Below are 22,927 nucleotides of genomic sequence, written 5' to 3'. Positions count from 1 at the left end.
TTGCCTACGTGTTACTCACCCGTCCGCCGCTAAGCTTGGAACAAGCAAGCTTGTTCCTTACTCCGCTCGACTTGCATGTATTAGGCACGCCGCCAGCGTTCGTCCTGAGCCAGGATCAAACTCTCCGATAAATTCCCCCAAAAAGTGAAGCGATGCTTCGTAGCGAAGTCCGATTACTTTTCGGGGACCCCGGTTAAACCGAGATATCCAAAGAGCGATTAGCTCATTCGTTCGTTCATTAACGGTTCTGCTCACGATCCGAAGACCGCTTCGCACTGGCTTCATTCATTCACTCGTTGTTCAGTTTTCAAAGGGCAATGCTGCTTGATGTTGCGTTCGTCGCTCGTTTAACAGCGACTCTTTTAATATACCACAAACTCATCTGATAAAGCAAGACTTTTTTTCAAAAATCTTTTCAGCATTCGGCGGCTTGTCCTGATTAAGAACAAGCCGTTCGAAGCGGCGAAGACTAATTTATCACATCTTCCACAGACTAGTCAATAGTATTTTTCAACTTTCTGCTCTTCCCCTTATTTCATCACTGGTAAATGCGATTTCTCGCATATTTTGAGATCTCCTTAGGTGAAGCAAGACGAGCATACATACGGAATATGATGTTATATCTGGATTCTATCGCACCTTTCAGATCATTATCCATTTGCTCATCCTTTAAATCAAAAAGCATCTCATCCAGTTCCTTGCGCAACACATAATCCAGTTCCCTGCATTCCCGTTCATTAAAAAGAAAACCAAGCATGATCCTAACCCCTTTCACCACATTGTGCTAAAAAGGCCCTTCACAGGCGACCGGATATAACCGGAAACAACTGCTTTAATGTTATGCACACAATTTGCCATTTTTATGATATGCAATCAGAATTTTTAAAGCTTATTAAAAAATAAGCGATTTAACGATTCTCTTAGGCAGGATATCCGGACCGTCGCGTTCCAGATCTTCTATATTCGGGCCTCCTTAACGGGTGAAACTCCGGTGATCAGCTGTGGCTTCCACACTTAAGTCCTACAATTATTTGGATATAAGCCATAAAGTAAAGGTGCTTTCCACGATGGCAGCGAGCAGAAGCATTCCCGAAATAACCGCAAGTAAAGGAATCGTATGCTGCAAGAAAGCAAACAGTTTATTACGCATCACGGCTCTTCTTTTGGCACTGATAAAGGTCAAAGTACCTTCCGCCATCAAAAAACCAAAACGAATCCCGTACGCACTGGCAATAATAATAGCAGGGATTTCGATAATCCCGTGTGGAGCAATGGACTTGAAGAACATTAGCCAGTCCTGAACCCCTGAATTGCCTAAAGCTAAATAACCCAATAAAAGTCCATTTGAAACTAAAAAATACAGGGGAACGATAGCAAAGAAAGCTCCCAAATACATGATCGCAATGGATAAAAAGGTATTGTTCATAAGAATAAAGAAAAAGAGCAGCCGCTGACTGTTGTCCTGCTGCATCAACCCCCCTGCAGTTCCGCTTAAACGGTCGATTTGCCCGTTAATGAACGTCCCGAACGTATCCGGTGAATAAAACCCCATCCATACGCCGACTGCAAAAACGAGTACAGCCGCAATGAAGTAATGCTTCATCTCCTTAAAATGCTTTAATAATGCTCCAAAACTCATAAATCGTCCTCTTTTCCGATGCAATTTGATCATAACTTCTTGTCTAAGTTTAGACATAAGTAAATTGTACTAGCATACATTTGATAAAGACAAGTAATCCCAAGCCTATCCGGCAGCACAAACAAGGCTTACAAAGGAGGTTTCCTCGGTGAATTATTTTTATGTAGTCAATGGGAAAAAAGTGAAGCAGTACCTGATCATCTTCGTGGCAGTGCTGTTCGCCGCAGGAATTATTTATGCGGAAAAGGGCAACATCTCGGTCTTCTCCCAGAATGAACCGGCAGCTATTTACAGTGTTCCCACAGAAAAAAAGCTAATCGCTCTAACATTCGACATAAGCTGGGGCGACAAAAGAGCCGAGCCCATCCTTAAAGTTCTGGAAGACAAGGGGGTCAAGAATGCGACCTTTTTCCTCTCTTCCCCCTGGGCTAAAGGGCACCAGAAGATCGTCGACAAAATCAAGGAAGCCGGATATGAGATTGGAAGCCACGGCCATAAGCATACTAACTACAGTGGACTTAATGACGAGGAAATCCGCAAGCAAATTCAAACCGCCCACCAAATTTTATCTGAAGCTATCGGTAAAGAGCCGAACTTGATCCGCCTGCCGAATGGAGATTTTGATAAACGGGTGCTGAAAATAGCGGATGATCTTAACTACAAAGTAATCCAGTGGGATACCGACTCCTTGGATTGGAAGAACATCGGAACCGATAATATTGTCAGCCGAGTCATAGATAAGGCTCATCCGGGAGATATCGTATTGCTCCATGCCAGTGATTCGGTAAAACAAACCCATGAAGCTCTGCCCGTTATCATCGATCGCCTGAAAGACGCCGGATATGAATTCGTTACGGTTACCCAGCTTCTGGAACAGACCCAAGTATCCAAGCGGCCCGTGGAAGATAAAACGACCTGACCTGACGAGCAGGCCAGGCCGCGATCGCCTTTTGCTTCCCTAATCCTAAGCTTAATAGTGCCTGATTACTTAGAGGCTTGTACGGGAGCCTCTTTTTTGTTGTCCACCAGCTTATGCAGAAGCATTATTTGCCATGCATTGGATACGAGCAACGGAATCAGCATAAAAATATGGGAAGGGGTATTATCCAGCTTGAGAGCGGGAATCGCCTCTAGTACCGTTACTGCGTACATAAAAAACAAGGTGGAGATAAAAGCAGTCTTATTCGTTGCCTTGACTTTCCACCAGGAAACGAGGGCCGAAATCAACAGCAGCACTGTAGGCAGAATGAAATAGGACAGCACCGATTCTCCCTCGGCCGCAAAGCTTGTATAGCTCAGGTATATCATATCAAAAAAGACAATTGCGACGAGAAGAAGCTGCAGAACATCCCAAAGAAACTTGCTTCGGAGGAAGCCCATAGCTATATAGCGGGCAATCAGGTAGGCAAAGAACCCCATCTGACTGACAACACTAATCGTCGAACCGGCCAATACGACGAAAATGATCGTTTCCAGGTTGAAGCCTGCTTTTGAAACCTCAAGAAAATGAAAATCATCGGTCATGCCGACAAGGATAAGGCCAGCTATAAGGGAAGCCCCCGTGCCTAATAATAAAGTAGTCCAAAAAAGACGGAACCATTTTCTCAACGTCAAAACTAAGTTCGCCTCCAGCAGGTCCTTCAGAAGATCCCCAATTTTTATTAACTTAACAATCATAATTGTACCAACGTTTACAGCAAAAAGCTAATAAACGTTCGACATAATTCGTACAATTTCACACATAATAATTTTACAATCCAGGAAGGAGGCACCCTGTCATGATCCATCCACGACTTCGTATACTTCCTGCTTTAATTTGTATTGTCCTGCTCCTGACCTCCTGCGGAACTGGGAAGCAACAATCGAGCCAGAATCAACAAAGCTACAAGGATATCAAATCGATGATGCTGGACATCCTGAACTCTGAAGATGGCCAAAAGGCGGTTCAGGAGGCATCCAAGAAAAACCAGGATCCAACCATGAAGCTCCTGTCTACCGGAGAAGGCCAGCAAATTCAAATAGCAGTGAAAGAAGTGCTGACGGACCCCAATCATTCTCAACTCATTGAAAAGACGATGACCGATCCGAAATTTGCGGGAGATTTTGCCAAATCGGTACAAAAATACAATAAGCAATTAACCAAGGATCTGATGAAGGATCCCGAATATCAGCAACAAATGCTTGATTTAATGCGTAATCCGGAATTTGAAAAGATCATTCTGGAAACAATGAAGAACAGTCAATATAGGCAGCAAACGATGAAAATTATTGAGGAATCGATGCAGAGCCCTTTATTTCGCGATCAATTAATGGAGTTGTTTAAAAAAGCGATCGAAGAAGAAATGAAGCCTCAGGGGAAGGAGGGCAAAGGGAAGCAGCAAGGAAAGGAAAAAGAGGGGGGCAAACAGGAAGGCAAAGAGGGCGGGAAGTCGAGCGAAGGAGGAGACCAGGGCTAATGCTATGCATCCCCCTGGTCTTAAAGTTAATTATCCAAGCTTGCTGATAATGGAGTCGGCCATTTGCAAATAAAGCTTGCCGGTTTCGGTATCGGGTTTATATACGGAGGGTGAGAAATCAGGCTCGGAAATATGGTTGTCCGGGGCTCCAAGCGGAATCTGCGCAATCAAGTCTGTATGCAGCTCCTCCGCCAGCTTGGCTCCCCCTCCTCTTCCGAATATGTAGTCCTTCTCCCCATCCTTGTTGACGTAATAAGCCATGTTCTCAACGACCCCAATAATTTCGTGATCGGTATGAAGCGCCATGGCCCCCGCTCTTGCTGCTACAAAAGCTGCAGTGGCATGAGGTGTTGTCACGATGAGCTCTTTGCTTTGAGGAATCATCTGATGAACGTCGAGCGCTACATCTCCGGTGCCTGGCGGCAAATCAAGAATCATGTAATCAAGCTCTCCCCAATCCACTTCGGAGAAGAAGTTTCTGAGCATTTTGCCAAGCATCGGACCTCTCCAAATGATCGGAGCGTTATCCTCAACAAAAAAGCCCATCGAGATGACTTTAACGCCAAATCGTTCTACCGGAATGATTCGTTTATTGATCAATTCCGGCCTCTCCTCAATCCCCATCATATCCGGCACACTGAACCCATAAATATCGGCGTCAATGATTCCGACTTTCTTTCCTTGTCGTGCCAAGGCAACCGCCAGATTAACGGTTACCGTCGATTTGCCCACGCCGCCTTTTCCACTAGCTACCGCAATAAATTGTAACTTCGAATCTGAGCTTAATAGCGGAGCCTGCTCCGGCTTGGGAGCATGGGTCGGGATTCCCTTCTTGGGAGCCGTCTTCTGACCTTGGCCAGCCCCGGCTTGAATTTCCTCTCGTTCGAAATCGTTAATTAGTCGAAAGCGGATATGTACATCCTTAATCCCGAGATTGTCCAGAGCTTCCTGAACATCCTGACGATATTGTCCTTTAAGCGTCTCGTCATCGGAAGTAAGGACGAAGGTTAGTGCTACATGTCCCTCTTTGACCATAACATCTTTAATAAAGTTCAATTCCGTAACCGGACGCTTGTATTCCGGATCGTATACATGCTTCAAAGCCTCGATTACTTGCTCCCTAGATACCATCATTCCACCTCTATATCCGTCATTAACGTATTTAGAGTTATTATATCAATAATAATCAAGAGTCACCAACTTTTCCCCCGAATAGTATCTAAGGATTCCTTGGTAAATAGAAGCTGCCATCTTTCTCTGATACGTTTCATCTCCCATCAATCGGGCTTCCTCGGGATTGGAGAGAAAGCCAACCTCCACCAGGGCGCTTGGAATGGTTAAAGTTTTTAACAGATAGACGGTATCCACCGTCTGAGCTACTCGGTCCGTATTCCCCAAATTTCCTTTAATCTCATTCTGAATATGCGTAGCTAACAGCTCGCCGTCTGCATGGCCTTTAGGATAATAAAACGTCTGTGCCCCCCTCCATTTGGCTGAAGGGATGCTGTTCAGGTGAATACTGATCAACAGATCCGCTTTATGTTTGGTTACAATTTCCGCTCGTTTTAATAAATCCTCGGTTTTGCGTTTGCTTAACCCCTTTGTTCCCGTTCTTGCCAAATCCCGATCTGTTTCTCGAGTCATAATGACAACTGCCCCGGCTTGCTGGAGATAATCCCGCAAATAGAGAGAGATCGCGAGATTAACATCCTTTTCCACCAATCCATTCTTGCTGGAAGCCCCTCCATCCGGACCTCCGTGGCCGGGATCCAGGGCAATAACCTTTCCGGAAAGCGGCATCGTCCAGTACGACCACGTTTTGGTAGAAGGCCACTCTGAGGTGAACAGGAATGCCATCAAAAGAACCACCCATGCCGATAGCACAATTTTGAGCCCGCCGTTCAAGGTAATCCAGAAGATGACTCTTTTCCTCCACTTTCGCATTAGAAATCCACCCCTATATCCGCTATCTTATATCATCATATGGACGGGGGTGGACGAATATGACAAGCTTAATTTATCGTGATCCTTATTATAAAATCGGATCAGCTTGCATTCCTTGGATAAGCATCTCTGCTACCTCCGGACGAGTGAAATATTTAGGGGGACATTGCCCCTGTCTTAGCATCTGTCTGACTTTGGTGCCGGATAGATGGAGATGGTCCGCCGAATCGTGGGGACAGGTTTTGCTGGAGGCCATATTTTCACACTTGGCGCAATAGTAGCTATGTTCAAAAAACAATGGGATGATGCCAAGCTCTTCCGTGGAAAAGGAATTAAAGATTCGTTGAGCATCGTAAGTACCGTAATAATTTCCGACACCGGCGTGATCTCTTCCTACAATGAAGTGGGTGCACCCGTAGTTTTTACGAACCATTGCATGAAAAATAGCTTCACGCGGACCGGCATAGCGCATGGCTGCCGTGAATACCCCGAGGACGACACGATCCTGGGGATAATAGTTATCCAAGAGCACCTGGTAGCTTCTCATCCGCACTTTGGCTTGAATATCATCGGCTTTGGTTTCTCCGACAAGCGGATTTAAAAATAATCCGTCTACGGTTTCCAAAGCACTCTTCTGGATATATTCATGTGCCCGGTGGACCGGATTTCTCGTTTGAAAGCCGACCACGGTTTTCCAGCCTTTATTGGCGAATATTTGGCGTGTCTCCGCCGGATCAAAGTGAAATTCCTCGAACTCCAGAACAGGCTTCCGATTAACAACCCAAATCGATCCGCCAATATAGGTAGAGGGCTGATCGTACAGCTTGGCGACACCGGGATGCTCCGGGCTTTCGGTTAGAAATACTCTTCTTGCTTCCTCCGCCTGGTCAACCGAGTAGATGTCTTCCACGTCCATCAAGGCATAGACAACTCCATCGTCTTCCCCGGCTAGGGCAATCCTTTGTCCCACAGTTATTTGTGACAGGTAAGGCTCCGCCACTCCAAGAGTTATCGGAAGGCTCCAGACGCTTCCATCCTTCAGCCTCATCTGCTCAAGCACCGATCGATAATCCGCTTGCGTCATAAATCCATCCAGCGGAGAATAGGCCCCTACCGCTATCAAATCGATGTCTGACAGCGTACGCGAGTTGACCGGAACCGTTATTAACGTATCCGCCATGTCCAGCAGCTTCTCTCTCGTCTTCCCCTCAACTACCCGGTTAATCAACGATTCCTTCTGCCCTTGACTGGCCTGATTCATCCTCTCTCCTCCTCCGTTATTTATGCAATCCGCATTCTGTTTTTTCAAAGCCTGACCATCTTCCCGCCCTCGGGTCCTCTCCTTCTCTAACAGGACGGGTACACTTCTCACAGCCGATGCTTGGATAACCCGCGTCATGAAGTGGATTGTAAATGATATTGTTGGTGCGGATATAGCTCCATATGTCATCGGATGTCCAATCCGCCAATGGATTAAATTTAACAAGTCCGAATTTAACGTCGTATTCAATTTTTTTCGCGTTAGCTCGAGTTGGAGCCTGCTCCCTCCGGATACCGGTAATCCAGGCGTCATATTTAGATAGCACCTCGGCTAATGGGTCTACCTTGCGTATAGCGCAGCATTGATTAGGATTAGAAGCCCAAAGGCGATCTCCGTAGGCATCGGCCTGCTGCTGAAGACTAAGCCTGGGCTCGACCCGCAGAAAAGGTTTGCCGTACCGCTCTTCCAACCGGTCCCGAGTTTCGTAAGTTTCCTTAAAATGCAAGTCCGTATCCAAATAAAAAATATCCGTCCGGGGACTGACTTGGTTAAGCAAATCTACAAGCACGACATCTTCCGCCCCAAAGCTGCAGGCCAGAGTAATGTTAGGGAATCGTTCGACAGCCCATTGCAAGACGGATTCCGCCGATTCTCCCTCCAATTCTTCGCTTGCCTGACGGATCAGCTTCTCCTTATCCAATAAATTCATTCCCTTTTAACTCCTCTCCCGATAGTAAAAGGCTCCTTTCAGGTCACAAAGGCCATAGGCAACTATCACATATTATTGAAGTCGGCGGCGATTGGTGCATAAAAGATGGGCAATTTAGAAAAAGCCTTCCCTGAAAATTCAGGAAAGGCTTCGGTATTTTTCTATAAGGAATATTATCCATAGCCAATTTATTAAGCTGGCGTAATATTAAACCAGTTTATGACCACAATTAGAGCAAAAATTTCCCTCACCGGTCTTCTGCCCGCAATTAGGACAGAAATTAGGCTTTGGCTTCCCTTCAGATGCCGGAGCATTGTTGTGGGCAGGTGCAGCCGTCTGCGCAGGCGGATCAGTTTGTGCGGGCTTATTCTGACCTGCATTCATCGATTTTAACATCTCATTAGCGATATTCATCCCCATCATCATGCCGGCCATATCGGAAGCGGCACCGCCGCCTTGAACTTTACCGGAAGCTATTCCGTCAGTCATGGAGATCTGTTGATATCTTTGTACATCTCCAACCATACTATGTGAGGCTGTCCGCGTGATCATCTCTTGGATTTCTTCCGGATAATTGAAGCTCATGACATTAAACCCGGTAATCGTCATTCCATCGTTGACAATCTGCATATCCAGATCTTCCCTTATTCCTTGAGCGATCTCGAAAGCATTGGCCTGCAGATTGAACATATCTTTGCCTTCTTTAGAAATCCATTTCATCAGAAGCTGATCCAGAATAGAAGTTATTCTGAGCTTGATGTCATCGACATAATAGCTTTCCTTGACCCCCGCAATTTTATCAATTAGCGCTACATAATCGTTCACCTTGAAATTAAACGTACCATTCGCCCGAATCGGCAGACCGCCGGGAAGCTGCGGAGTGGGAATGTGAATCGCATTCTTGGTGCCCCATCTTACCGTAAATTCCTTCGTATTGACGAATAGGACCTCTACCCTCATCCCGCTATTAAAACCAAACTTAAAGCCTTTTAATGTAGAAAGAAACGGGATAATTTCGGAGGCTATGTTATAATCGCCCTCGTCCTGAAAGATCCCCTCCACTTTGCCATTGTTTAAAAAGATAGCATCCTGACCGGGGCGAATAATGAGCCGGCTCCCTTTTTTGATCTCCCGGTTGCTCCACTTCCAGAAAATCATATCGTCTCTAAACTCTTCCCATTCCACTACGTTTGCAAATTGATTTTTGAAAAAAGACATCTATCCTTCATTCCTTCCGTATAAGATCAGAATTTCCCCCGGCTACCGCTATGGGAATGTCCCCCGCCGGTCATACCTCCGCCCCCTCCGCCACTGCTTCTTCCGCTGCCGCTGCTTTGGGATGGTTTTCGGCGTTTGGTCACAGTCGTTCGTATATAATCATCTCTTTGGTCAAGGACTCTGGAATTTTTAAAATCACGGTAAGTCCCTTCGTTCACCGTAACTCTCCCGCCGGAGGTGTAAAGCATAAATCCAACGATGGCCCCGCCTACACCCACAGAAACAATTAACTGAAACCATAGATTGAAGAAAGGATTGTCGGGATCCACACCAGGCCTTATCCCCATGTACTTATAGGAGGTCTTAATAAAAGTGCTGAAAGCATCGTAATAATTCCCACTGGATAAGTCAGGGGTAATTTTATCGCGGATCAAATCAAGCCTGCTGTCATCCAAGTATACCTTGGCTTTATAGAAACCTGCCAAATACACATCTCTATGCTCCATATCAATCGTTAATATTGCCGTATTCCCATGGGGTTTATCATATCCTGGAGCCTTATCGTCATAAAAATCCTGCATATATTCTACAACATCTTTGCCTTCCGTATCATTAGTCGTTAATATAATTAAATCGGTTTCCCTCTTGGCCCCATATTTATTGGCCAGCGCTTCAAGCTTCTCTATTTCTTCCGTATTCAAAAGCTTGGCGTAATCGTACACCTTCGGCTCCGTATCGGAAGCAGCGGAGACCGTATTCGACGCAGAGAGGATGAAGGGAATAATCAGGACGAAAAATAGCAGCGTTGTTAAGTATAGTCTTCCCCTCACCAAAGCTCACCCCCCATAGCAAATGAGGCGAGCTTTAATACTACGAAGGTAACAGCCGCAATCCCCCCGAACCACTGAGCGACCTTCGCGTAGCTGATAGGAGGTTTCCCTACAACCTTGCCTGATTGGCCATTCATGGCAAAGGTATGCTCCGCTTTAGCATAATCATAGTACACCATCCATACAGGGAGGAGAACATAGTGGCTTCGTTTTTTCATAGTATCGATGTTTCTGCTTCTGTAACTAACGGAGGAATAACCCGAAATAGTTGAGCTAATATAAGAATCAATATAAGATTTGATTTTGGATTTAACCCGAGGCAGCAGTTCTTCATCATTGTAGTTGTATTTTTCGGCTATAAATCCTGCCAGATAAGGGGTTTTAAAATCCTTCAAATGACTGTAATCATAAGGCTCTAATCTATCCATCAGTTCATCATTCATTTTTTTGGAGGCATCCACGGGGACTTTGACATAATTCAGATCAATATCCCTATAGACATCATAATGTTTCGTCTCGGTATATATATAATCGCCGCTTGTATACACTCTCACTTTCTTACAATCGGCACTGACCTTCGCTTTCGTATTTAGATCATATAACCAAAAAGGGACATACATTCCTGTGATTCCTTTGATTCTATCCGCTGTCATAAATCCTTTTGGTGTCAGGCGGCCGTTCTTGCACCATTTACGAAAAGCAGCCATTGCCTCTTCCTTGCTAATGGTAAACGGAATAACTTTGGCAGGGGCTAAGGCCCCGGATAGCCGATCACCGATGACAACCCCTGCTCCGCAGAAGCTGCAATTTGTAGCGGCCGTTTCGGCCTCGGTAATTAGAATGGCGCCACAATTATCACAATGGTATTCCTTGGCGTCATCCTCGGAAAAAGTAGTCGAAATAAACTCTTCAGAAAATTGTTCTATATTGTCTTGCCTTCCGCAGCTATGACAAGATAACATTCCAGAGTGACTGTCAAATGCCATGTCATCGCCACAGCTGGGGCATTTATAATGAATGACCATCTTATTCTCACCTCGCTTGGCAATGCCGTATCACATAAAAGCTGCAGCCACGGCTACAGCCCTAAGTTCCCATTTTGAACACTTCCCCAGAAAAGGAAGAAGCCGGACCTATGAGCCGGGCGTAAAGTTGGGTATAAAGGGAAAGCAATAGACTGGTAATCACAGCTGCCATTATTTGTACGCAGCTTATTGTTTTTTATTTTTTAATGCTTCTTTCAGCGCTGCCAGTTCATCTTCCACATGGGTACCTTCATCATATGGGTCCGCAGATTCTGTCAACGCCTCAAATTCATCTTCCGGTCCTCTTCTTAATTCGGCCAGTGCTTCCGCCTCATTGTAAGCCATATTTACCTTCTCTTCTATTCTTCCGAGTGCGGACAGCGAATCGTTGGCGCCTGCAACGGATGAACCCATTTTATTCATTTTATCTAACGCCTGAGTAGCGGCTATTTTGCCTTTGAGCATGGAGGCTCGTGATTCCAGCTCTCCAATATCGGAGACAAGCTTGTTGTGCATTTCTCTCATGCGAGCCGCATTAGTAGCTGCCAAGCTGTAGGCTTGCTGCAAGTCCGCCTCTTTTGGCGCTAAAGCAGCTTTTTTCTCCAAAAAATTTCTGGCGCCGTCTTCATTCCCTGCTTCCAATGCTTTCATGGCATACTTCTGCAGCTTGGCGATTTCTGATTTGCATTCATCCCACTGCCTTTTACACCTTTGCTCCGCGGCCATGACCGAAGCGGTTTCCGCCTTCACGGCACCTAAATCACTATTCAGATTTCTCAAGTATTGATTGATCATCTTCTCCGGATTCTCAGCCTTGTCTAGGAATGCGTAAATATTGCTGGACATAACGTCTTTAAATCTGGATAAAATCCCCATATTCCTCTCCTCTTTAAATTTATTTCTTAGTATATATACTGTTTATATCGCCAAAAGGATTCATTTTGCAAAAAGATATTTTCAGTCCAAATGCAGCCTTAAACAGAAATCATTGGTTTTTTTCTTCAATCCGTCTTGTCTTCCCGCCTCTGCTTCAATTTCCAGCGAGCGCAGAATAAGCACTCTTAAAGAAGTAAAAGAGGAATACAGATGAGAAATTCAGTATTAAGTATAGCATCGATTATTATATTCTGCTTGGTTGGTCCTCGAATAAAAAATCACAAGGTTTGGAATAGACGGGATTTAAGCAGGTCACATGGGTATTTTATTGTTGACTATATATCGTTTTATGATATATTAATTTTAGATATATCGTTTTATGATATAGAGGAGGGAAAAGATTGAAATCTTTAGATCAACTAACAGACTCCGTATTTAATATTATGGCTGCATTTACTGAACCAAGACATGGGTATGCCGTGATGAGTTTAGTGGAAGAAACAACAAAGGGTACATTTGTGATAGGACCTGCTTCCCTATATACGATTATTAAGAAACTATTAAAAGAGGAACTTATCACATTACACGATGATTCAAATTCACGTAGAAAAGTATATGTGTTAACCCAAAAAGGGCGCGAGGTATTACACGAAGATATTTTACGCCGAAAAGCAATGATTGAGTTGGCGGAAAAAGGTCTTAAGAGGGGGAATGATTAATGGCGCGTACAAAATATATGATGTCCAGCGGGTTAGCGTTTTCGGAAAAGAAGGATATGGAAAAATTACGGCAAAAGGCATTAAAGGGCTGGCATTTGAAAAAATTTCGTTTTGCAGGCTATGAGTTAGAAAAAGGGGAACGTGAAGATATCATTTACAGCATTGATTATCGTGCATTGCAGCCAAATGAAGAAGAAGAATACTTTGAAATGTTTTCGCATGCAGGTTGGACAAATGTATGTTCTAGCCAGGATATGCACATCTTCAAAGCAAAGAAAGGAACCAAACCCATTTATAGTGATGTGGAATCCGCCAGGGATAAGCTAGAGCGCTTGGCAAATCCAATTAAATCGCTAGTGGCATTCCTTGTTGGAATGACGGCAATTTTGTGGATAATGATGACATTTACTTCTGGATTAGTCCAGAATATCAGTCAATGGACCTTCCTTTTTTCGTTTGTACTTACAATACCGGCAATCATGACATACATGGCGACTTATTATCATAAGTGGAAGAAAAGAATAGACAAATGACATCTTAGTTTAATCAAGTGGATTGGTATTTGCTGTGGAATTTATGCCGTTGCCCGCTAAGAGGGAGTCGCCCTAAATTCAGCCCGTTGCCACATAGGAATGAAGAATTGGAATGCATTTTTGCACCTTAATTTTGTTTTCCTACCTGAATAGCGCAGACGAACCCCCGGGGTTCGTCTGTCGGTTTCAAAAACCAAGGGGCTGTTCCACAAGTCATCCTTCGGTGACTTATGGAACAGCCCCTTTCTTGCACACAAAAAAGTCCATTTACTAAATTTAGTAAATGGACTTCAATAGCTGCAAACGTTGATATGATAAAAATATTAACGCTTGGAGAACTGAGGTGCGCGACGAGCGGCTTTCAAGCCGTATTTTTTACGTTCTTTCATCCGCGGGTCACGAGTCAGGAATCCTGCTTTCTTCAAGGAACCGCGGAATTCCGGGTCTGCCTTAAGAAGTGCACGGGAAATCCCATGACGAATTGCGCCAGCTTGGCCTGTTGTTCCCCCGCCATGAGCGGTTACCAGCACGTCATACTTACCGTCTGTTTCGGTAAGAGTGAGCGGTTGTTTAACGATCAGCTTTAGAGTTTCCAAACCAAAATAATCATTCAAGTCACGTTTATTAATTACAATTCGTCCTTCACCCGGTACAAGGCGGACACGTGCTACCGAATGCTTACGACGACCGGTTCCATAGTATTGTACTTGTGCCACGAAAGAGTCCTCCCTTTATTAACCGCGAAGCTCATAAACTTCGGGTTGTTGTGCTTGATGTGGATGCTCGCTTCCGGCATACACTTTGAGCTTTAATTTCATTTTGTTGCCGAGACGGTTCTTAGGCAGCATTCCATGAACGGCCAGCTCCATCATTCTTTCCGGCTTCTTGTCCAGCATCTCTTGAGCGGTAGTTACTTTCAAACCACCCGGGTGCATGGAGTGTCTGTAATATTTCTTGTCCTGCAGTTTGTTACCTGTCAAGACAATTTTGCTAGCGTTGATAATAATCACGAAATCTCCAGAATCAATATGAGGCGTAAAGGTAGGCTTATGCTTGCCGCGAATCAGGCTTGCAGCTTCACTAGCCAGACGTCCCAGGGTCTTGCCTGTAGCGTCGATAATGTACCATTTACGTTCAACTTCATTAGGCTTAGCCATATATGTGGTACTCATTTGCTTAATCCTCCTAAGCATTCGAATATTGCTGTATGATCGATTTCATTATTGTTCAGTTAAAACGGTGGTCATTTCATGACTCGGGGCCGTGGGATAGCCAGTTATGAAACACCAACTAATATCTTACTATAACGACCTTCGAATAGCAAGAAAAAGTCATGAGAAAAACGTTAAATTTACTCGACGTCTTTCCGCAAAGGAAGCGGTCTAATCATACTTAACTTCCCACAAAGTCAGCCCATGGGGCATAGCCGTTGGTCCTGCCAGAGAGCGGTCTCGGGCTGCAAGAATATCGCTCATTTCGGACTCGGCTCTTTTTCCACTGCCCACTTCGATCAGAGTACCGACAATAATTCTAACCATATTGTATAAAAATCCGTTCCCGGTGATATAAATATGAATCACACCTGCTTCACCATCCGCTATCATCGGTTCCGGCACATAATCAACGCTGGTCGAATAGATGGTACGCACGTGTGATTCAACCGAAGTCCGGGTGGAGCAGAAGGAAGTAAAGTCGTGCTCTCCTTCCAGACGAAGAAGGGCTCTTCGCATCGCCTCAACATCCAGTGGGGCAGGGTGATGCAAACGCAGCTTCTGCTGGAACACGTCGGGCCACTTGCTTCTTTGGATACTATAGCGGTAGGTCTTCTCTCTGGCCCCATGCCTGGCATGGAAATCCAGAGGCGCCTCTTCCGCACTATGAACCGTAATATCGTCGGGAAGTCTCGAGTTGAGGGCAAGACACCAACGATCGATCGGTATCCTCGAATTCGTCGTATAATTAATGACCTGTCCCCGGGCATGAACCCCCGCATCCGTTCTACCGGAAGAGGTTATTTTCACCTGCTCTCCGGTAAGGATGCGGACAGCTTCTTCCAGCTTGCCTTGGATCGTAACCTGATTGGGTTGGATCTGGAACCCGCAATAGGACGTGCCGTCATAACTAATCGTCATTTTAATGTTTCTCACGATTTGCTCCTATTCCACGCCGAATCGCCCGAACGATACAAAAAAAGGGCTTCATCAGAATCAAAGATTCTGTCCACCCTTTCCTATCCGGTCGTTAAGCTCGATCCACCAGTTCCAAATAAACCATAGGAGCAGCATCTCCGCGACGAGGCCCCAGCTTCAGGATACGAGTGTATCCGCCTGGACGCTCGGAATAACGGGTGGCCAATTCAGAAAACAGCTTTTGAATGGCGTCCTGCTCTTCGCTAGCCGCTTCACGGCGAACGTAGGCTGCAACCTGACGACGAGCATGCAGATCTCCGCGTTTAGCCAAAGTGATCAGCTTCTCTGCGATCGATCTAACTTCTTTCGCTTTAGCTTCCGTCGTTTGGATGCGCTCTTGGATGAATAAGTCGGTTACAAGATCACGGAACAGTGCTTTCCGTGCGCTTGAATCACGACCCAGCTTTTGATATGCCATGTTGTTCCCTCCTTACTACAAGCAAATTTTAATCTTCCGTACGCAGGCTTAATCCTAATTCGTCGAGCTTCTCCTGTACCTCTTCCAGAGATTTGCGGCCAAGATTCCGGACCTTCATCATGTCCTCTTCCGTCTTGGTAATCAGCTCTTGAACGGTGTTAATACCCGCACGCTTCAAGCAGTTGTAAGAACGAACGGAAAGATCCAACTCTTCGATGGTCATTTCCAGTACTTTCTCTTTTTTGTCTTCTTCTTTCTCTATCATGATCTCTGCATCTTTAGCTTCATCCGTCAAGCCGACAAAGAGCATCAGATGCTCGGTCAAAATTTTGGCTCCGAGACTAACCGCTTCCTCCGGACGAATACTGCCATCGGTCCATACTTCGAGGGTAAGTTTATCGTAGTTAGTAACTTGACCAACACGAGTGTTCTCAATACTGTAATTGACGCGGGTAATAGGAGTATAGATCGAATCGATCGGAATCACCCCGATTGGATGATCCTCTCTTTTATTCTTGTCTGCTTGAACATACCCTCTGCCACGATTGGCATTGATTCGCATATTAAGGCGAGCATCAGCCGATAGAGTAGCAACATGAAGGTCGGGATTCAAGATTTCCACATCACTATCCGCGCGAATATCACCAGCGGTAATAATTCCTTCGCCGTCCGCGTCAATCTCCAGTACTTTCTCTTCGTCGGAATGAATCTTTAACGATAGTCCTTTGAGGTTAAGGATAATTTCCGTAACATCCTCCATTACACCGGGAATGGTCGAGAACTCATGAAGGACACCTTCAATTTGAACAGAGTTAACGGCAGCTCCCGGCAAAGAAGAGAGCAAAATACGACGAAGCGAATTACCAAGCGTCGTCCCGTAACCCCGTTCCAAAGGTTCAACCACAAACATTCCGTAAGTGCCTTCTTCGTTTACTGTTACGGTCTCAATCTTTGGTTTTTCAATTTCTATCATTAAATTTACCCTCCTTCGAAACGTCGTTTCCACTGGATACCCGATAAACGATAAAAACAAGTAGTATGCCTATCCTTCAACACCATTATTCACATGTTACGGATATTTATACTAGTTTTCGATCCTTAATTAGACACGACGACGTTTTGGAGGACGGCAACCGTTGTGCGGAATCGGAGTTACGTCTTTGATCATGTTGACTTCCAGACCTGCTGCCTGCAAAGAACGGATTGCGGCTTCACGTCCGGCGCCAGGACCTTTAACCATAACTTCGACTGATTTCATACCGTGCTCCATCGCAGTTTTGGCAGCGGATTCCGCGGCCATCTGAGCTGCAAAAGGAGTACTCTTACGGGAGCCTTTGAAACCCAGATTTCCTGAGCTTGCCCAAGAAATGGCGTTCCCGTGAGGGTCCGTAATAGTAACGATCGTATTGTTAAATGTGGAGCGGATATGAGCTACTCCAGATTCAATATTTTTTCGGTCGCGACGTTTAGTACGGGTTACTTTTGATTTAGGTTTAGCCATTCTTTCTATCCCCCCTTATTATTTCTTCTTGTTAGCTACCGTACGACGAGGTCCTTTACGCGTACGAGCATTCGTTTTGGTCCGTTGACCACGAACAGGAAGGCCGCGGCGATGACGCATTCCTCTGTAGGATCCGATCTCCACCAAACGTTTGATGTTCAGAGAAATTTCACGGCGAAGGTCACCTTCTACTTTCACCGTTTTGTCGATGGCTTCACGAAGCTTACTCACTTCGTCTTCCGTCAAATCGCGGACACGAGTTTGCGGATTTACACCGGTGCTGCTCAGAATCTTCTGCGAAGTGGTTCTGCCGATTCCAAAAATATAGGTCAGGGCTACTTCCACCCGCTTATCACGTGGCAAGTCTACTCCAGCAATACGAGCCATTGATTCAATGCACCTCCTTAACCTTGTTTTTGTTTATGCTTCGGATTTTCACAAATAACCATAACGTGGCCTTTGCGCTTGATCACTTTGCATTTTTCGCATATAGGTTTAACCGACGGTCTAACCTTCATTGTGGTTACCTCCTAAAGGTTTGCTTTAGCAAAACCTAGCTTCGTAAGCATGGGCTATTTGGTTTTGCTTGAAGCAAAACCAACTTCTTAAACATAGGATCTTCTCTGCTTATATCAAGTTTCGCCGCAGGACAGCACGGACTATTTAAAGCGGTACGTAATACGCCCTCTCGTCAAGTCATAAGGCGAAAGCTCCACAGTCACCTTGTCACCAGGCAGAATGCGGATAAAGTGCATCCGGATCTTGCCCGATACGTGAGCCAAGATTTTATGACCATTTTCCAGCTCCACTTTAAACATTGCATTCGGGAGAGGCTCTACTACCGTACCTTCCACTTCAATAACATCTTCTTTGGCCACAGTTATTCCCCTTTCTCATGAGCTGACGTTTGCCGCTCTTCCGCAAACTTATTCAGCGCATAGCGCAGTTTTCCGTTGGTCACACGACCGGTTTCCGACAAACTATCCACAACCTCGTTGCTTATGGCATCCTGCAATTGAAGATGGAGCAGGTTTTTTTTCTTGGGTTGATCGAACTTCCTCTTATCGCCGTCAGCGATAAGAACAAAGCGGTCATCGACTATTTTGATAATAACCCCGAATTTACCGGAATCTCTTCCCTTCAGGATTGTTACAATTTGTCCAAGTCGGGGATGACAGGATGGATCCACATTCATCACCTACATTTCCGATTTAGTCAGGATCTCATATCCATCGTCTGTGATAGCAATGGTATGCTCAAAATGAGCACATAACGATCCGTCAACCGTCACTACCGTCCAATCATCATCCAACGTTTTGACATACCGTTCCCCGATGTTAACCATCGGTTCGATTGCCAATACCATACCAGGCTTCAAACGAGGCCCTCGGTTAGGAAGTCCGAAGTTCGGTATTTGCGGCTCTTCATGCAGGCTGGCCCCGATTCCATGACCGACATATTCTCGGACGATGGAGAACCCTTCCTCTTCAACTGTACGCTGAATAGCATGTGATATTGTGAATAGGCGTGCATCCGGCTTGGCTTCCGCCAGTCCATCATATAGAGCTTTTTCGGTAACCTCCAGCAGCTTTTGAGCGCTCGAAGAGATGCTTCCTACAGGATAGGTCCAAGCAGAATCGCCGTGATAGCCTTGATATTGTGCTCCGATATCAACACTAATGATGTCGCCTTCTTTTAGTTTTCTAGGTCCGGGTATTCCATGCACCAACTCTTCATTAACTGAAGCACAGATACTGCCAGAAAAACCGTTATAGCCTTTAAAAGATGGTGTCGCACCATGACTGCGGATGAATTGTTCCGCGATCCGATCCAATTCTTTGGTCGTTACACCGGGCTGGATCGCTTTGGAAAGCAAGCGGTGGGTCTCTGCCACAATCCGACCGGCTTCCCGCATCAAATCCAACTCCAATTCGGACTTACAAATAATCATCAGTCATTCCCTCTTAGCAGAGAATAGATTTTTGCAGTAACCGAGTTAATCTCTTGTTCCCCATCCACTTGGCGCAAGATTCCTTTGGCCTGATAATAATCCAGCAAAGGAGTTGTCTTGCTCGTGTACTCATCCAAGCGTGTGCCTACCTTCTCCTCGTTATCGTCAGCTCGCTGATACAGCTCGCCGCCGCATTTATCACATATTCCTTCCACTTTCGGCGGATTGAATAAGACATGATAGGTGGCTCCGCAGGATTTGCAAATTCTTCTGCCGGTCAGTCTGGCCATCAGCAAGTTGCGATCGACCTTCAAATCAATGACGTAATCGAGTTGTCTTCCCATCGACTCCATGATTTGGTCAAGCGCTTCGGCTTGTGCGGTCGTTCTTGGAAACCCGTCTAACAGAAATCCTTGCTCACAATCAGGCTGCATCAATCTCTCACGCACGATCCCGATCGTAATATCGTCCGGCACCAAGAGACCTTGGTCCATATATTTCTGGGCTTCCAGTCCGAGCGGTGTACCTTGGCTCTTAGCCAAACGAAAGGCGTCTCCGGTAGAAATGTGAGGGATATCAAACTCGCTGACGATTCTTTCCGCTTGAGTCCCTTTCCCCGCTCCGGGAGGACCCATAAATAAAATGTTCACTTCGTGAAACCTCCCCGAAGGTGGCAGACCAGGCGATGAAGCAGTCACTATCGCTAGCCTGCAATTGCAAAGCTTCTTATTTGTTGATAAACCCTTTGTAATGACGTTTGATCAGTTGGCTTTCGATTTGCTTCATCGTCTCTAGCCCAACCCCGACCACGATCAGGAGGGAAGTTCCACCAATCCGAACGGATTCCGGCAACCCGGCCAATCCTCCAAACAACATAGGAAGAACCGATATCGCAGCAAGGAAAATAGCTCCCGATAATGTAATTCTTGTCATTACTCTCGTTAAATAAACCGAGGTGGTTTTACCCGGACGAATACCTGGAATGTATCCCCCGTTTTTCTTCATTTGATCCGCCATTTGTACAGGGTTGATCTGTACGAAAGTATAGAAGTAAGTAAACCCTATAATCAGCAGAATGTACAATACCATACCGAGCGGAGCACTGAAGGCCAGGTTCTTGATAATCCAATCGGCCACGAAATTTCCTGTCCAGAACTGTGCGATCGTTCCTGGGAACATAAGCAGAGACATTGCAAAAATAACCGGAATAACCCCTGCCGCGTTCACTTTAAGCGGAATGTGAGTCGATTGGCCGCCGTACATTTTGCGTCCGACCACCCGTTTGGCATATTGTACTGGAATTTTACGAATTCCTTGTTGAACGAAAATAACCCCGGCAATAATCAGTACAATCGCCACAAGGATAACTATCAATTTAACGATGTTTAAGAACAACGCGTCCCCGGCATCAACAAATAGTTGGAGGTAAATAGCACGAGCATGGGTAGGAATACCAGCAACGATACCGGCAAAGATAATGATGGAAATCCCGTTACCAATTCCATTCTCGGTAATTTGCTCTCCCAACCACATGAGAAACGCCGTACCTGCCGTCAATACGATTGCAATCATAGCATAGGTCGTAAAGCTCGGATCGACAACCAGATTGCCATAGTAGCTATTGAAACCGATGGCCGTTCCGAATGCTTGAATCAATCCAAGCACGATCGTCCCGTATCTTGTAAATTGAGTAAGCTTCTTACGGCCCGCTTCGCCTTCTTTAGCCCATTGCGCGAACTTGGGAACCACATCCATAGATAACAGCTGAACAATAATGGAAGCTGTAATATATGGAAAGATACCCAATGCAAAGATGGAGAATTGGAATAAAGCTCCACCGGAAAACGTGTTTAACAATCCAAAGATGTCTGCCTGTTGCCGGTCTGTAGCTGATAAAATGTCAGTATCGATATTAGGCACCGGGATAAAGGCACCAATCCGATAGACAATCAGAACGAGAAGAGTAAACAGGATCCTTCTGCGAAGATCCTCTACTTTCATGATGTTTGATATGGTCTTTAACATTAAATCACCTCGGTTTTACCACCGGCAGCTTCAATTTTTTCCACCGCAGATTTAGAGAACTTGTTGGCTTTTACTGTCAACTTCACAGTAAGTTCGCCTTCCCCTAAGATCTTGATGCCGCTCAGAGTATTTTTAACAATACCGGCTTGCACTAAAACCTCTGGTGTCACCTCTGCGCCTTCAGTAAATTGGTTCAGGCGGTCCAGGTTAACCACTGCATATTCTTTACGCGAGATATTAGTAAATCCGCGTTTAGGCAGTCGACGGTAAAGCGGGTTTTGTCCACCCTCAAATCCAGGACGTACACCGCCGCCGGAACGGGCATTTTGCCCCTTGTGACCTTTGCCTGCAGTTTTACCGTTACCGCTGGCAATACCACGACCAACGCGCTTTTTCACATGCCGGGAGCCGGCTGCAGGAGTAAGCTCGTGCAATTTCATCGTGTGCACCTCCTTATAATTTTTGCGATCGATTTAAAAGAAGCCGGGACGATAGTCCGGACGGATGTTACGCCTCTACTTCTTTAACTTCAACTAGATGACTGACTTGATTAACCATGCCCCGAATAGCTGTATTATCCGGTTGAACAACCGTTTGGTGCAGCTTACGCAGCCCCAATGTTCTAACGGTAACACGTTGGTTCTCCGGGCGTCCGATTAAACTGCGCTTGAGGGTGATTGCTAATTGCTTGGTCATCGTTTCCCCTCCTAACCTAATAACTCTTCTACAGTTTTACCCCGAAGCTTAGCAACTTCTTCAGCTTTTTTCAAACGCTGCAAGCCTTCCAAGGTTGCGTTCACCATGTTGATGGGATTGGAAGAACCTAAAGATTTAGTCAGAATGTCGCCAACACCGGCCAGCTCCAATACTGCACGGACAGGTCCTCCAGCAATAACTCCGGTACCTTCTGCTGCTGGCTTCATCAAAACTTTACCTGCACCAAACCGTCCGATGACAAAGTGAGGGATCGTAGTGTTAACCAGCGGAACGTAGGTCAAATTCTTCTTGGCGTCCTCGATGCCTTTACGAATCGCATCGCCAACTTCAGAAGCTTTACCGATTCCGGCGCCAACCCAGCCCTTCTCGTCGCCAACGACTACGAGTGCGCTGAAGCTGAAACGACGACCACCTTTAACTACTTTAGCAACACGATTGATGTGAACTGTTTTATCTTTAAGTTCTAAAGTATTGGGATCTACACGCAAGTCCTATTACCTCCTTATTAAGTGATTAGCGGTTAGAATTCTAGTCCTGCTTCCCGTGCCGCATCGGCCAGAGCCTGCACGCGACCATGATACAAATAACCACCGCGGTCAAACACAACTTTCTCGATTCCGTTCTCTTTGGCACGCTTGGCAATCAATGCTCCAACTTGACGAGCCGCTTCCACGTTGCCTCCGTTCTCCATCTTCAACTCTTTATCCATTGTAGAGGCCGACACAATTGTCACACCTTTGGTGTCGTCAATAATTTGGACGTACATATGCTTAGCAGAGCGGAAAACGTTCAGCCGAGGACGTTCGGTCGTTCCTTCAATTTTCTTACGGACACGAAGATGTCTTTTCAAGCGGGCTTGATTCTTATCGGCTTTAGTAATCATTCAGTTGTCACTCCTTTCCGTTTCCGTTTAACA

At 45.6% G+C, this 22,927-nt stretch carries 32 protein-coding genes and 1 rRNA gene; 4 read left to right on the top strand and 29 right to left on the bottom strand.

Annotated features, from left to right (window positions below):
- The 3 genes from KJS69_RS27220 to KJS69_RS27210 all read right to left on the bottom strand — a co-directional run.
- Window positions 1-131 (bottom strand): 16S ribosomal RNA (locus tag KJS69_RS27220); the annotation flags it as partial.
- A 407-nt stretch (window positions 132-538) separates the two neighbouring features.
- Window positions 539-757: a hypothetical protein gene (locus tag KJS69_RS27215; protein ID WP_213587044.1), complete on the bottom strand. Its 219-nt coding sequence runs from the start codon at window positions 755-757 to the stop codon at window positions 539-541.
- A gap of 270 nt (window positions 758-1,027) precedes the next feature.
- Complete coding sequence (locus KJS69_RS27210; protein ID WP_213587042.1) at window positions 1,028-1,639, bottom strand: stage II sporulation protein M; 612 nt, start codon at window positions 1,637-1,639, stop codon at window positions 1,028-1,030.
- Window positions 1,640-1,787: 148 nt separating this feature from the next.
- Here KJS69_RS27210 and pdaB point away from each other — a divergent pair, with 148 nt between their 5' ends.
- Window positions 1,788-2,558 carry a polysaccharide deacetylase family sporulation protein PdaB gene (gene pdaB, locus KJS69_RS27205; RefSeq protein ID WP_213587040.1) on the top strand — a complete coding sequence of 257 codons (771 nt, stop codon included), beginning with the start codon at window positions 1,788-1,790 and terminating at the stop codon, window positions 2,556-2,558.
- Window positions 2,559-2,623: 65 nt separating this feature from the next.
- On the opposite strand, the gene KJS69_RS27200 is transcribed toward pdaB, so the two are convergent.
- Window positions 2,624-3,253 carry a KinB-signaling pathway activation protein gene (locus tag KJS69_RS27200; protein ID WP_213587038.1) on the bottom strand — a complete coding sequence of 210 codons (630 nt, stop codon included), beginning with the start codon at window positions 3,251-3,253 and terminating at the stop codon, window positions 2,624-2,626.
- A 164-nt stretch (window positions 3,254-3,417) separates the two neighbouring features.
- Between KJS69_RS27200 and gerD the strand changes: the two genes are divergently transcribed.
- Complete coding sequence (gerD, locus tag KJS69_RS27195) at window positions 3,418-4,095, top strand: spore germination lipoprotein GerD (protein WP_213587036.1); 678 nt, start codon at window positions 3,418-3,420, stop codon at window positions 4,093-4,095.
- A 30-nt stretch (window positions 4,096-4,125) separates the two neighbouring features.
- Here the strand turns inward: gerD and KJS69_RS27190 are convergent, their stop codons facing one another.
- The 8 genes from KJS69_RS27190 to KJS69_RS27155 form a co-directional block, all read right to left on the bottom strand.
- Window positions 4,126-5,226, bottom strand: coding sequence for a P-loop NTPase (locus KJS69_RS27190; protein WP_213587054.1), 1,101 nt, complete (start codon window positions 5,224-5,226; stop codon window positions 4,126-4,128).
- Between the two features lie 45 nt (window positions 5,227-5,271).
- The gene (gene cwlD, locus KJS69_RS27185; RefSeq protein WP_213587034.1) at window positions 5,272-6,039 is read right to left on the bottom strand and encodes an N-acetylmuramoyl-L-alanine amidase CwlD; all 768 of its coding nucleotides are present in this window, start codon (window positions 6,037-6,039) and stop codon (window positions 5,272-5,274) included.
- 88 nt (window positions 6,040-6,127) lie between these two features.
- Complete coding sequence (sat, locus tag KJS69_RS27180) at window positions 6,128-7,300, bottom strand: sulfate adenylyltransferase (RefSeq protein ID WP_213587032.1); 1,173 nt, start codon at window positions 7,298-7,300, stop codon at window positions 6,128-6,130.
- 16 nt (window positions 7,301-7,316) lie between these two features.
- Complete coding sequence (locus KJS69_RS27175; protein ID WP_213587030.1) at window positions 7,317-8,009, bottom strand: phosphoadenylyl-sulfate reductase; 693 nt, start codon at window positions 8,007-8,009, stop codon at window positions 7,317-7,319.
- A gap of 207 nt (window positions 8,010-8,216) precedes the next feature.
- Complete coding sequence (locus tag KJS69_RS27170; RefSeq protein WP_213587028.1) at window positions 8,217-9,227, bottom strand: SPFH domain-containing protein; 1,011 nt, start codon at window positions 9,225-9,227, stop codon at window positions 8,217-8,219.
- A gap of 26 nt (window positions 9,228-9,253) precedes the next feature.
- On the bottom strand, window positions 9,254-10,057 hold the full coding sequence (locus KJS69_RS27165) for a TPM domain-containing protein (protein ID WP_306434437.1): 804 nt from the start codon (window positions 10,055-10,057) through the stop codon (window positions 9,254-9,256).
- On the bottom strand, window positions 10,054-11,082 hold the full coding sequence (locus KJS69_RS27160; RefSeq protein ID WP_213587024.1) for a TFIIB-type zinc ribbon-containing protein: 1,029 nt from the start codon (window positions 11,080-11,082) through the stop codon (window positions 10,054-10,056). Before KJS69_RS27160 ends, KJS69_RS27165 begins: the two co-directional genes overlap by 4 nt.
- Before the next feature lie 186 nt (window positions 11,083-11,268).
- Window positions 11,269-11,958 (bottom strand): PspA/IM30 family protein, encoded by a 690-nt coding sequence (locus KJS69_RS27155; RefSeq protein WP_213587022.1) that lies wholly within the window; start codon window positions 11,956-11,958, stop codon window positions 11,269-11,271.
- Between the two features lie 401 nt (window positions 11,959-12,359).
- On the opposite strand from KJS69_RS27155, the gene KJS69_RS27150 reads away from it, so the two are divergent.
- Entirely contained in the window at window positions 12,360-12,677 is a 318-nt protein-coding gene (locus tag KJS69_RS27150; RefSeq protein WP_213587020.1) for a PadR family transcriptional regulator, read from the top strand.
- A complete protein-coding gene (locus tag KJS69_RS27145; RefSeq protein ID WP_213587018.1) occupies window positions 12,677-13,210 on the top strand; it encodes a DUF2812 domain-containing protein in 534 nt (177 codons plus the stop codon). The genes KJS69_RS27150 and KJS69_RS27145 overlap by 1 nt, the downstream gene beginning before the upstream one ends.
- 323 nt (window positions 13,211-13,533) lie before the next feature.
- Here the strand turns inward: KJS69_RS27145 and rpsI are convergent, their stop codons facing one another.
- From rpsI to rplR, 17 genes are all read right to left on the bottom strand, one after another.
- Window positions 13,534-13,926: a 30S ribosomal protein S9 gene (rpsI, locus tag KJS69_RS27140; protein ID WP_213587016.1), complete on the bottom strand. Its 393-nt coding sequence runs from the start codon at window positions 13,924-13,926 to the stop codon at window positions 13,534-13,536.
- 18 nt (window positions 13,927-13,944) lie between these two features.
- Complete coding sequence (rplM, locus tag KJS69_RS27135; protein WP_213587014.1) at window positions 13,945-14,382, bottom strand: 50S ribosomal protein L13; 438 nt, start codon at window positions 14,380-14,382, stop codon at window positions 13,945-13,947.
- A 210-nt stretch (window positions 14,383-14,592) separates the two neighbouring features.
- A complete protein-coding gene (gene truA / locus KJS69_RS27130; RefSeq protein WP_213587012.1) occupies window positions 14,593-15,357 on the bottom strand; it encodes a tRNA pseudouridine(38-40) synthase TruA in 765 nt (254 codons plus the stop codon).
- 94 nt (window positions 15,358-15,451) lie between these two features.
- Complete coding sequence (gene rplQ / locus KJS69_RS27125) at window positions 15,452-15,817, bottom strand: 50S ribosomal protein L17 (protein WP_213587010.1); 366 nt, start codon at window positions 15,815-15,817, stop codon at window positions 15,452-15,454.
- Window positions 15,818-15,845: 28 nt separating this feature from the next.
- Window positions 15,846-16,790: a DNA-directed RNA polymerase subunit alpha gene (locus KJS69_RS27120; protein ID WP_213587008.1), complete on the bottom strand. Its 945-nt coding sequence runs from the start codon at window positions 16,788-16,790 to the stop codon at window positions 15,846-15,848.
- Window positions 16,791-16,919: 129 nt separating this feature from the next.
- Window positions 16,920-17,318: a 30S ribosomal protein S11 gene (gene rpsK, locus KJS69_RS27115; RefSeq protein WP_213587006.1), complete on the bottom strand. Its 399-nt coding sequence runs from the start codon at window positions 17,316-17,318 to the stop codon at window positions 16,920-16,922.
- Between the two features lie 18 nt (window positions 17,319-17,336).
- A complete protein-coding gene (gene rpsM, locus KJS69_RS27110; RefSeq protein ID WP_213587004.1) occupies window positions 17,337-17,705 on the bottom strand; it encodes a 30S ribosomal protein S13 in 369 nt (122 codons plus the stop codon).
- A 17-nt stretch (window positions 17,706-17,722) separates the two neighbouring features.
- Window positions 17,723-17,836, bottom strand: coding sequence for a 50S ribosomal protein L36 (gene rpmJ, locus KJS69_RS27105; protein WP_004092858.1), 114 nt, complete (start codon window positions 17,834-17,836; stop codon window positions 17,723-17,725).
- 141 nt (window positions 17,837-17,977) lie between these two features.
- The gene (gene infA / locus KJS69_RS27100) at window positions 17,978-18,196 is read right to left on the bottom strand and encodes a translation initiation factor IF-1 (RefSeq protein ID WP_144936581.1); all 219 of its coding nucleotides are present in this window, start codon (window positions 18,194-18,196) and stop codon (window positions 17,978-17,980) included.
- A gap of 2 nt (window positions 18,197-18,198) precedes the next feature.
- Window positions 18,199-18,513, bottom strand: a complete 315-nt coding sequence (locus tag KJS69_RS27095) for a KOW domain-containing RNA-binding protein (RefSeq protein ID WP_213587002.1) — start codon at window positions 18,511-18,513, stop codon at window positions 18,199-18,201.
- Between the two features lie 3 nt (window positions 18,514-18,516).
- Window positions 18,517-19,269, bottom strand: a complete 753-nt coding sequence (gene map / locus KJS69_RS27090; RefSeq protein WP_213587000.1) for a type I methionyl aminopeptidase — start codon at window positions 19,267-19,269, stop codon at window positions 18,517-18,519.
- Window positions 19,269-19,919 (bottom strand): adenylate kinase, encoded by a 651-nt coding sequence (locus tag KJS69_RS27085; protein ID WP_213586998.1) that lies wholly within the window; start codon window positions 19,917-19,919, stop codon window positions 19,269-19,271. Before KJS69_RS27085 ends, map begins: the two co-directional genes overlap by 1 nt.
- A 76-nt stretch (window positions 19,920-19,995) precedes the next feature.
- Window positions 19,996-21,294 (bottom strand): preprotein translocase subunit SecY, encoded by a 1,299-nt coding sequence (secY, locus tag KJS69_RS27080; RefSeq protein ID WP_213586996.1) that lies wholly within the window; start codon window positions 21,292-21,294, stop codon window positions 19,996-19,998.
- Window positions 21,294-21,734 carry a 50S ribosomal protein L15 gene (rplO, locus tag KJS69_RS27075; RefSeq protein WP_213586994.1) on the bottom strand — a complete coding sequence of 147 codons (441 nt, stop codon included), beginning with the start codon at window positions 21,732-21,734 and terminating at the stop codon, window positions 21,294-21,296. The genes secY and rplO overlap by 1 nt, the downstream gene beginning before the upstream one ends.
- Window positions 21,735-21,801: 67 nt before the next feature.
- Window positions 21,802-21,990: a 50S ribosomal protein L30 gene (gene rpmD / locus KJS69_RS27070; protein ID WP_213586993.1), complete on the bottom strand. Its 189-nt coding sequence runs from the start codon at window positions 21,988-21,990 to the stop codon at window positions 21,802-21,804.
- Window positions 21,991-22,001: 11 nt separating this feature from the next.
- Window positions 22,002-22,499 carry a 30S ribosomal protein S5 gene (gene rpsE / locus KJS69_RS27065; protein WP_213586992.1) on the bottom strand — a complete coding sequence of 166 codons (498 nt, stop codon included), beginning with the start codon at window positions 22,497-22,499 and terminating at the stop codon, window positions 22,002-22,004.
- A 32-nt stretch (window positions 22,500-22,531) separates the two neighbouring features.
- Window positions 22,532-22,894 carry a 50S ribosomal protein L18 gene (gene rplR / locus KJS69_RS27060; RefSeq protein WP_213586991.1) on the bottom strand — a complete coding sequence of 121 codons (363 nt, stop codon included), beginning with the start codon at window positions 22,892-22,894 and terminating at the stop codon, window positions 22,532-22,534.
- Between the last annotated feature and the right edge of the window lie 33 nt (window positions 22,895-22,927).

Source organism: Paenibacillus sp. J2TS4, from assembly GCF_018403245.1.
Classification (GTDB): domain Bacteria; phylum Bacillota; class Bacilli; order Paenibacillales; family NBRC-103111; genus Paenibacillus_L.
This window is presented reverse-complemented; position numbering and strand designations above follow the sequence as displayed.

What these genes read in the sequence shown, in the direction of transcription:
- rplQ (WP_213587010.1), bottom strand. Translation starts at nt 15,817, where the DNA reads ATGGCATATCAAAAGCTGGGTCGTGATTCAAGCGCACGGAAAGCACTG.
- rplR (WP_213586991.1), bottom strand. Translation starts at nt 22,894, where the DNA reads ATGATTACTAAAGCCGATAAGAATCAAGCCCGCTTGAAAAGACATCTT.
- rpsK (WP_213587006.1), bottom strand. Translation starts at nt 17,318, where the DNA reads ATGGCTAAACCTAAATCAAAAGTAACCCGTACTAAACGTCGCGACCGA.
- KJS69_RS27155 (WP_213587022.1), bottom strand. Translation starts at nt 11,958, where the DNA reads ATGGGGATTTTATCCAGATTTAAAGACGTTATGTCCAGCAATATTTAC.
- rpsM (WP_213587004.1), bottom strand. Translation starts at nt 17,705, where the DNA reads ATGGCTCGTATTGCTGGAGTAGACTTGCCACGTGATAAGCGGGTGGAA.
- KJS69_RS27175 (WP_213587030.1), bottom strand. Translation starts at nt 8,009, where the DNA reads ATGAATTTATTGGATAAGGAGAAGCTGATCCGTCAGGCAAGCGAAGAA.
- KJS69_RS27190 (WP_213587054.1), bottom strand. Translation starts at nt 5,226, where the DNA reads ATGGTATCTAGGGAGCAAGTAATCGAGGCTTTGAAGCATGTATACGAT.
- rpmD (WP_213586993.1), bottom strand. Translation starts at nt 21,990, where the DNA reads ATGACCAAGCAATTAGCAATCACCCTCAAGCGCAGTTTAATCGGACGC.
- KJS69_RS27120 (WP_213587008.1), bottom strand. Translation starts at nt 16,790, where the DNA reads ATGATAGAAATTGAAAAACCAAAGATTGAGACCGTAACAGTAAACGAA.
- cwlD (WP_213587034.1), bottom strand. Translation starts at nt 6,039, where the DNA reads ATGCGAAAGTGGAGGAAAAGAGTCATCTTCTGGATTACCTTGAACGGC.
- sat (WP_213587032.1), bottom strand. Translation starts at nt 7,300, where the DNA reads ATGAATCAGGCCAGTCAAGGGCAGAAGGAATCGTTGATTAACCGGGTA.
- KJS69_RS27160 (WP_213587024.1), bottom strand. Translation starts at nt 11,082, where the DNA reads ATGGTCATTCATTATAAATGCCCCAGCTGTGGCGATGACATGGCATTT.
- secY (WP_213586996.1), bottom strand. Translation starts at nt 21,294, where the DNA reads ATGTTAAAGACCATATCAAACATCATGAAAGTAGAGGATCTTCGCAGA.
- KJS69_RS27095 (WP_213587002.1), bottom strand. Translation starts at nt 18,513, where the DNA reads ATGAATGTGGATCCATCCTGTCATCCCCGACTTGGACAAATTGTAACA.
- map (WP_213587000.1), bottom strand. Translation starts at nt 19,269, where the DNA reads ATGATTATTTGTAAGTCCGAATTGGAGTTGGATTTGATGCGGGAAGCC.
- KJS69_RS27215 (WP_213587044.1), bottom strand. Translation starts at nt 757, where the DNA reads ATGCTTGGTTTTCTTTTTAATGAACGGGAATGCAGGGAACTGGATTAT.
- KJS69_RS27210 (WP_213587042.1), bottom strand. Translation starts at nt 1,639, where the DNA reads ATGAGTTTTGGAGCATTATTAAAGCATTTTAAGGAGATGAAGCATTAC.
- gerD (WP_213587036.1), top strand. Translation starts at nt 3,418, where the DNA reads ATGATCCATCCACGACTTCGTATACTTCCTGCTTTAATTTGTATTGTC.
- rpmJ (WP_004092858.1), bottom strand. Translation starts at nt 17,836, where the DNA reads ATGAAGGTTAGACCGTCGGTTAAACCTATATGCGAAAAATGCAAAGTG.
- KJS69_RS27145 (WP_213587018.1), top strand. Translation starts at nt 12,677, where the DNA reads ATGGCGCGTACAAAATATATGATGTCCAGCGGGTTAGCGTTTTCGGAA.
- KJS69_RS27170 (WP_213587028.1), bottom strand. Translation starts at nt 9,227, where the DNA reads ATGTCTTTTTTCAAAAATCAATTTGCAAACGTAGTGGAATGGGAAGAG.
- rplO (WP_213586994.1), bottom strand. Translation starts at nt 21,734, where the DNA reads ATGAAATTGCACGAGCTTACTCCTGCAGCCGGCTCCCGGCATGTGAAA.
- rplM (WP_213587014.1), bottom strand. Translation starts at nt 14,382, where the DNA reads ATGAGTACCACATATATGGCTAAGCCTAATGAAGTTGAACGTAAATGG.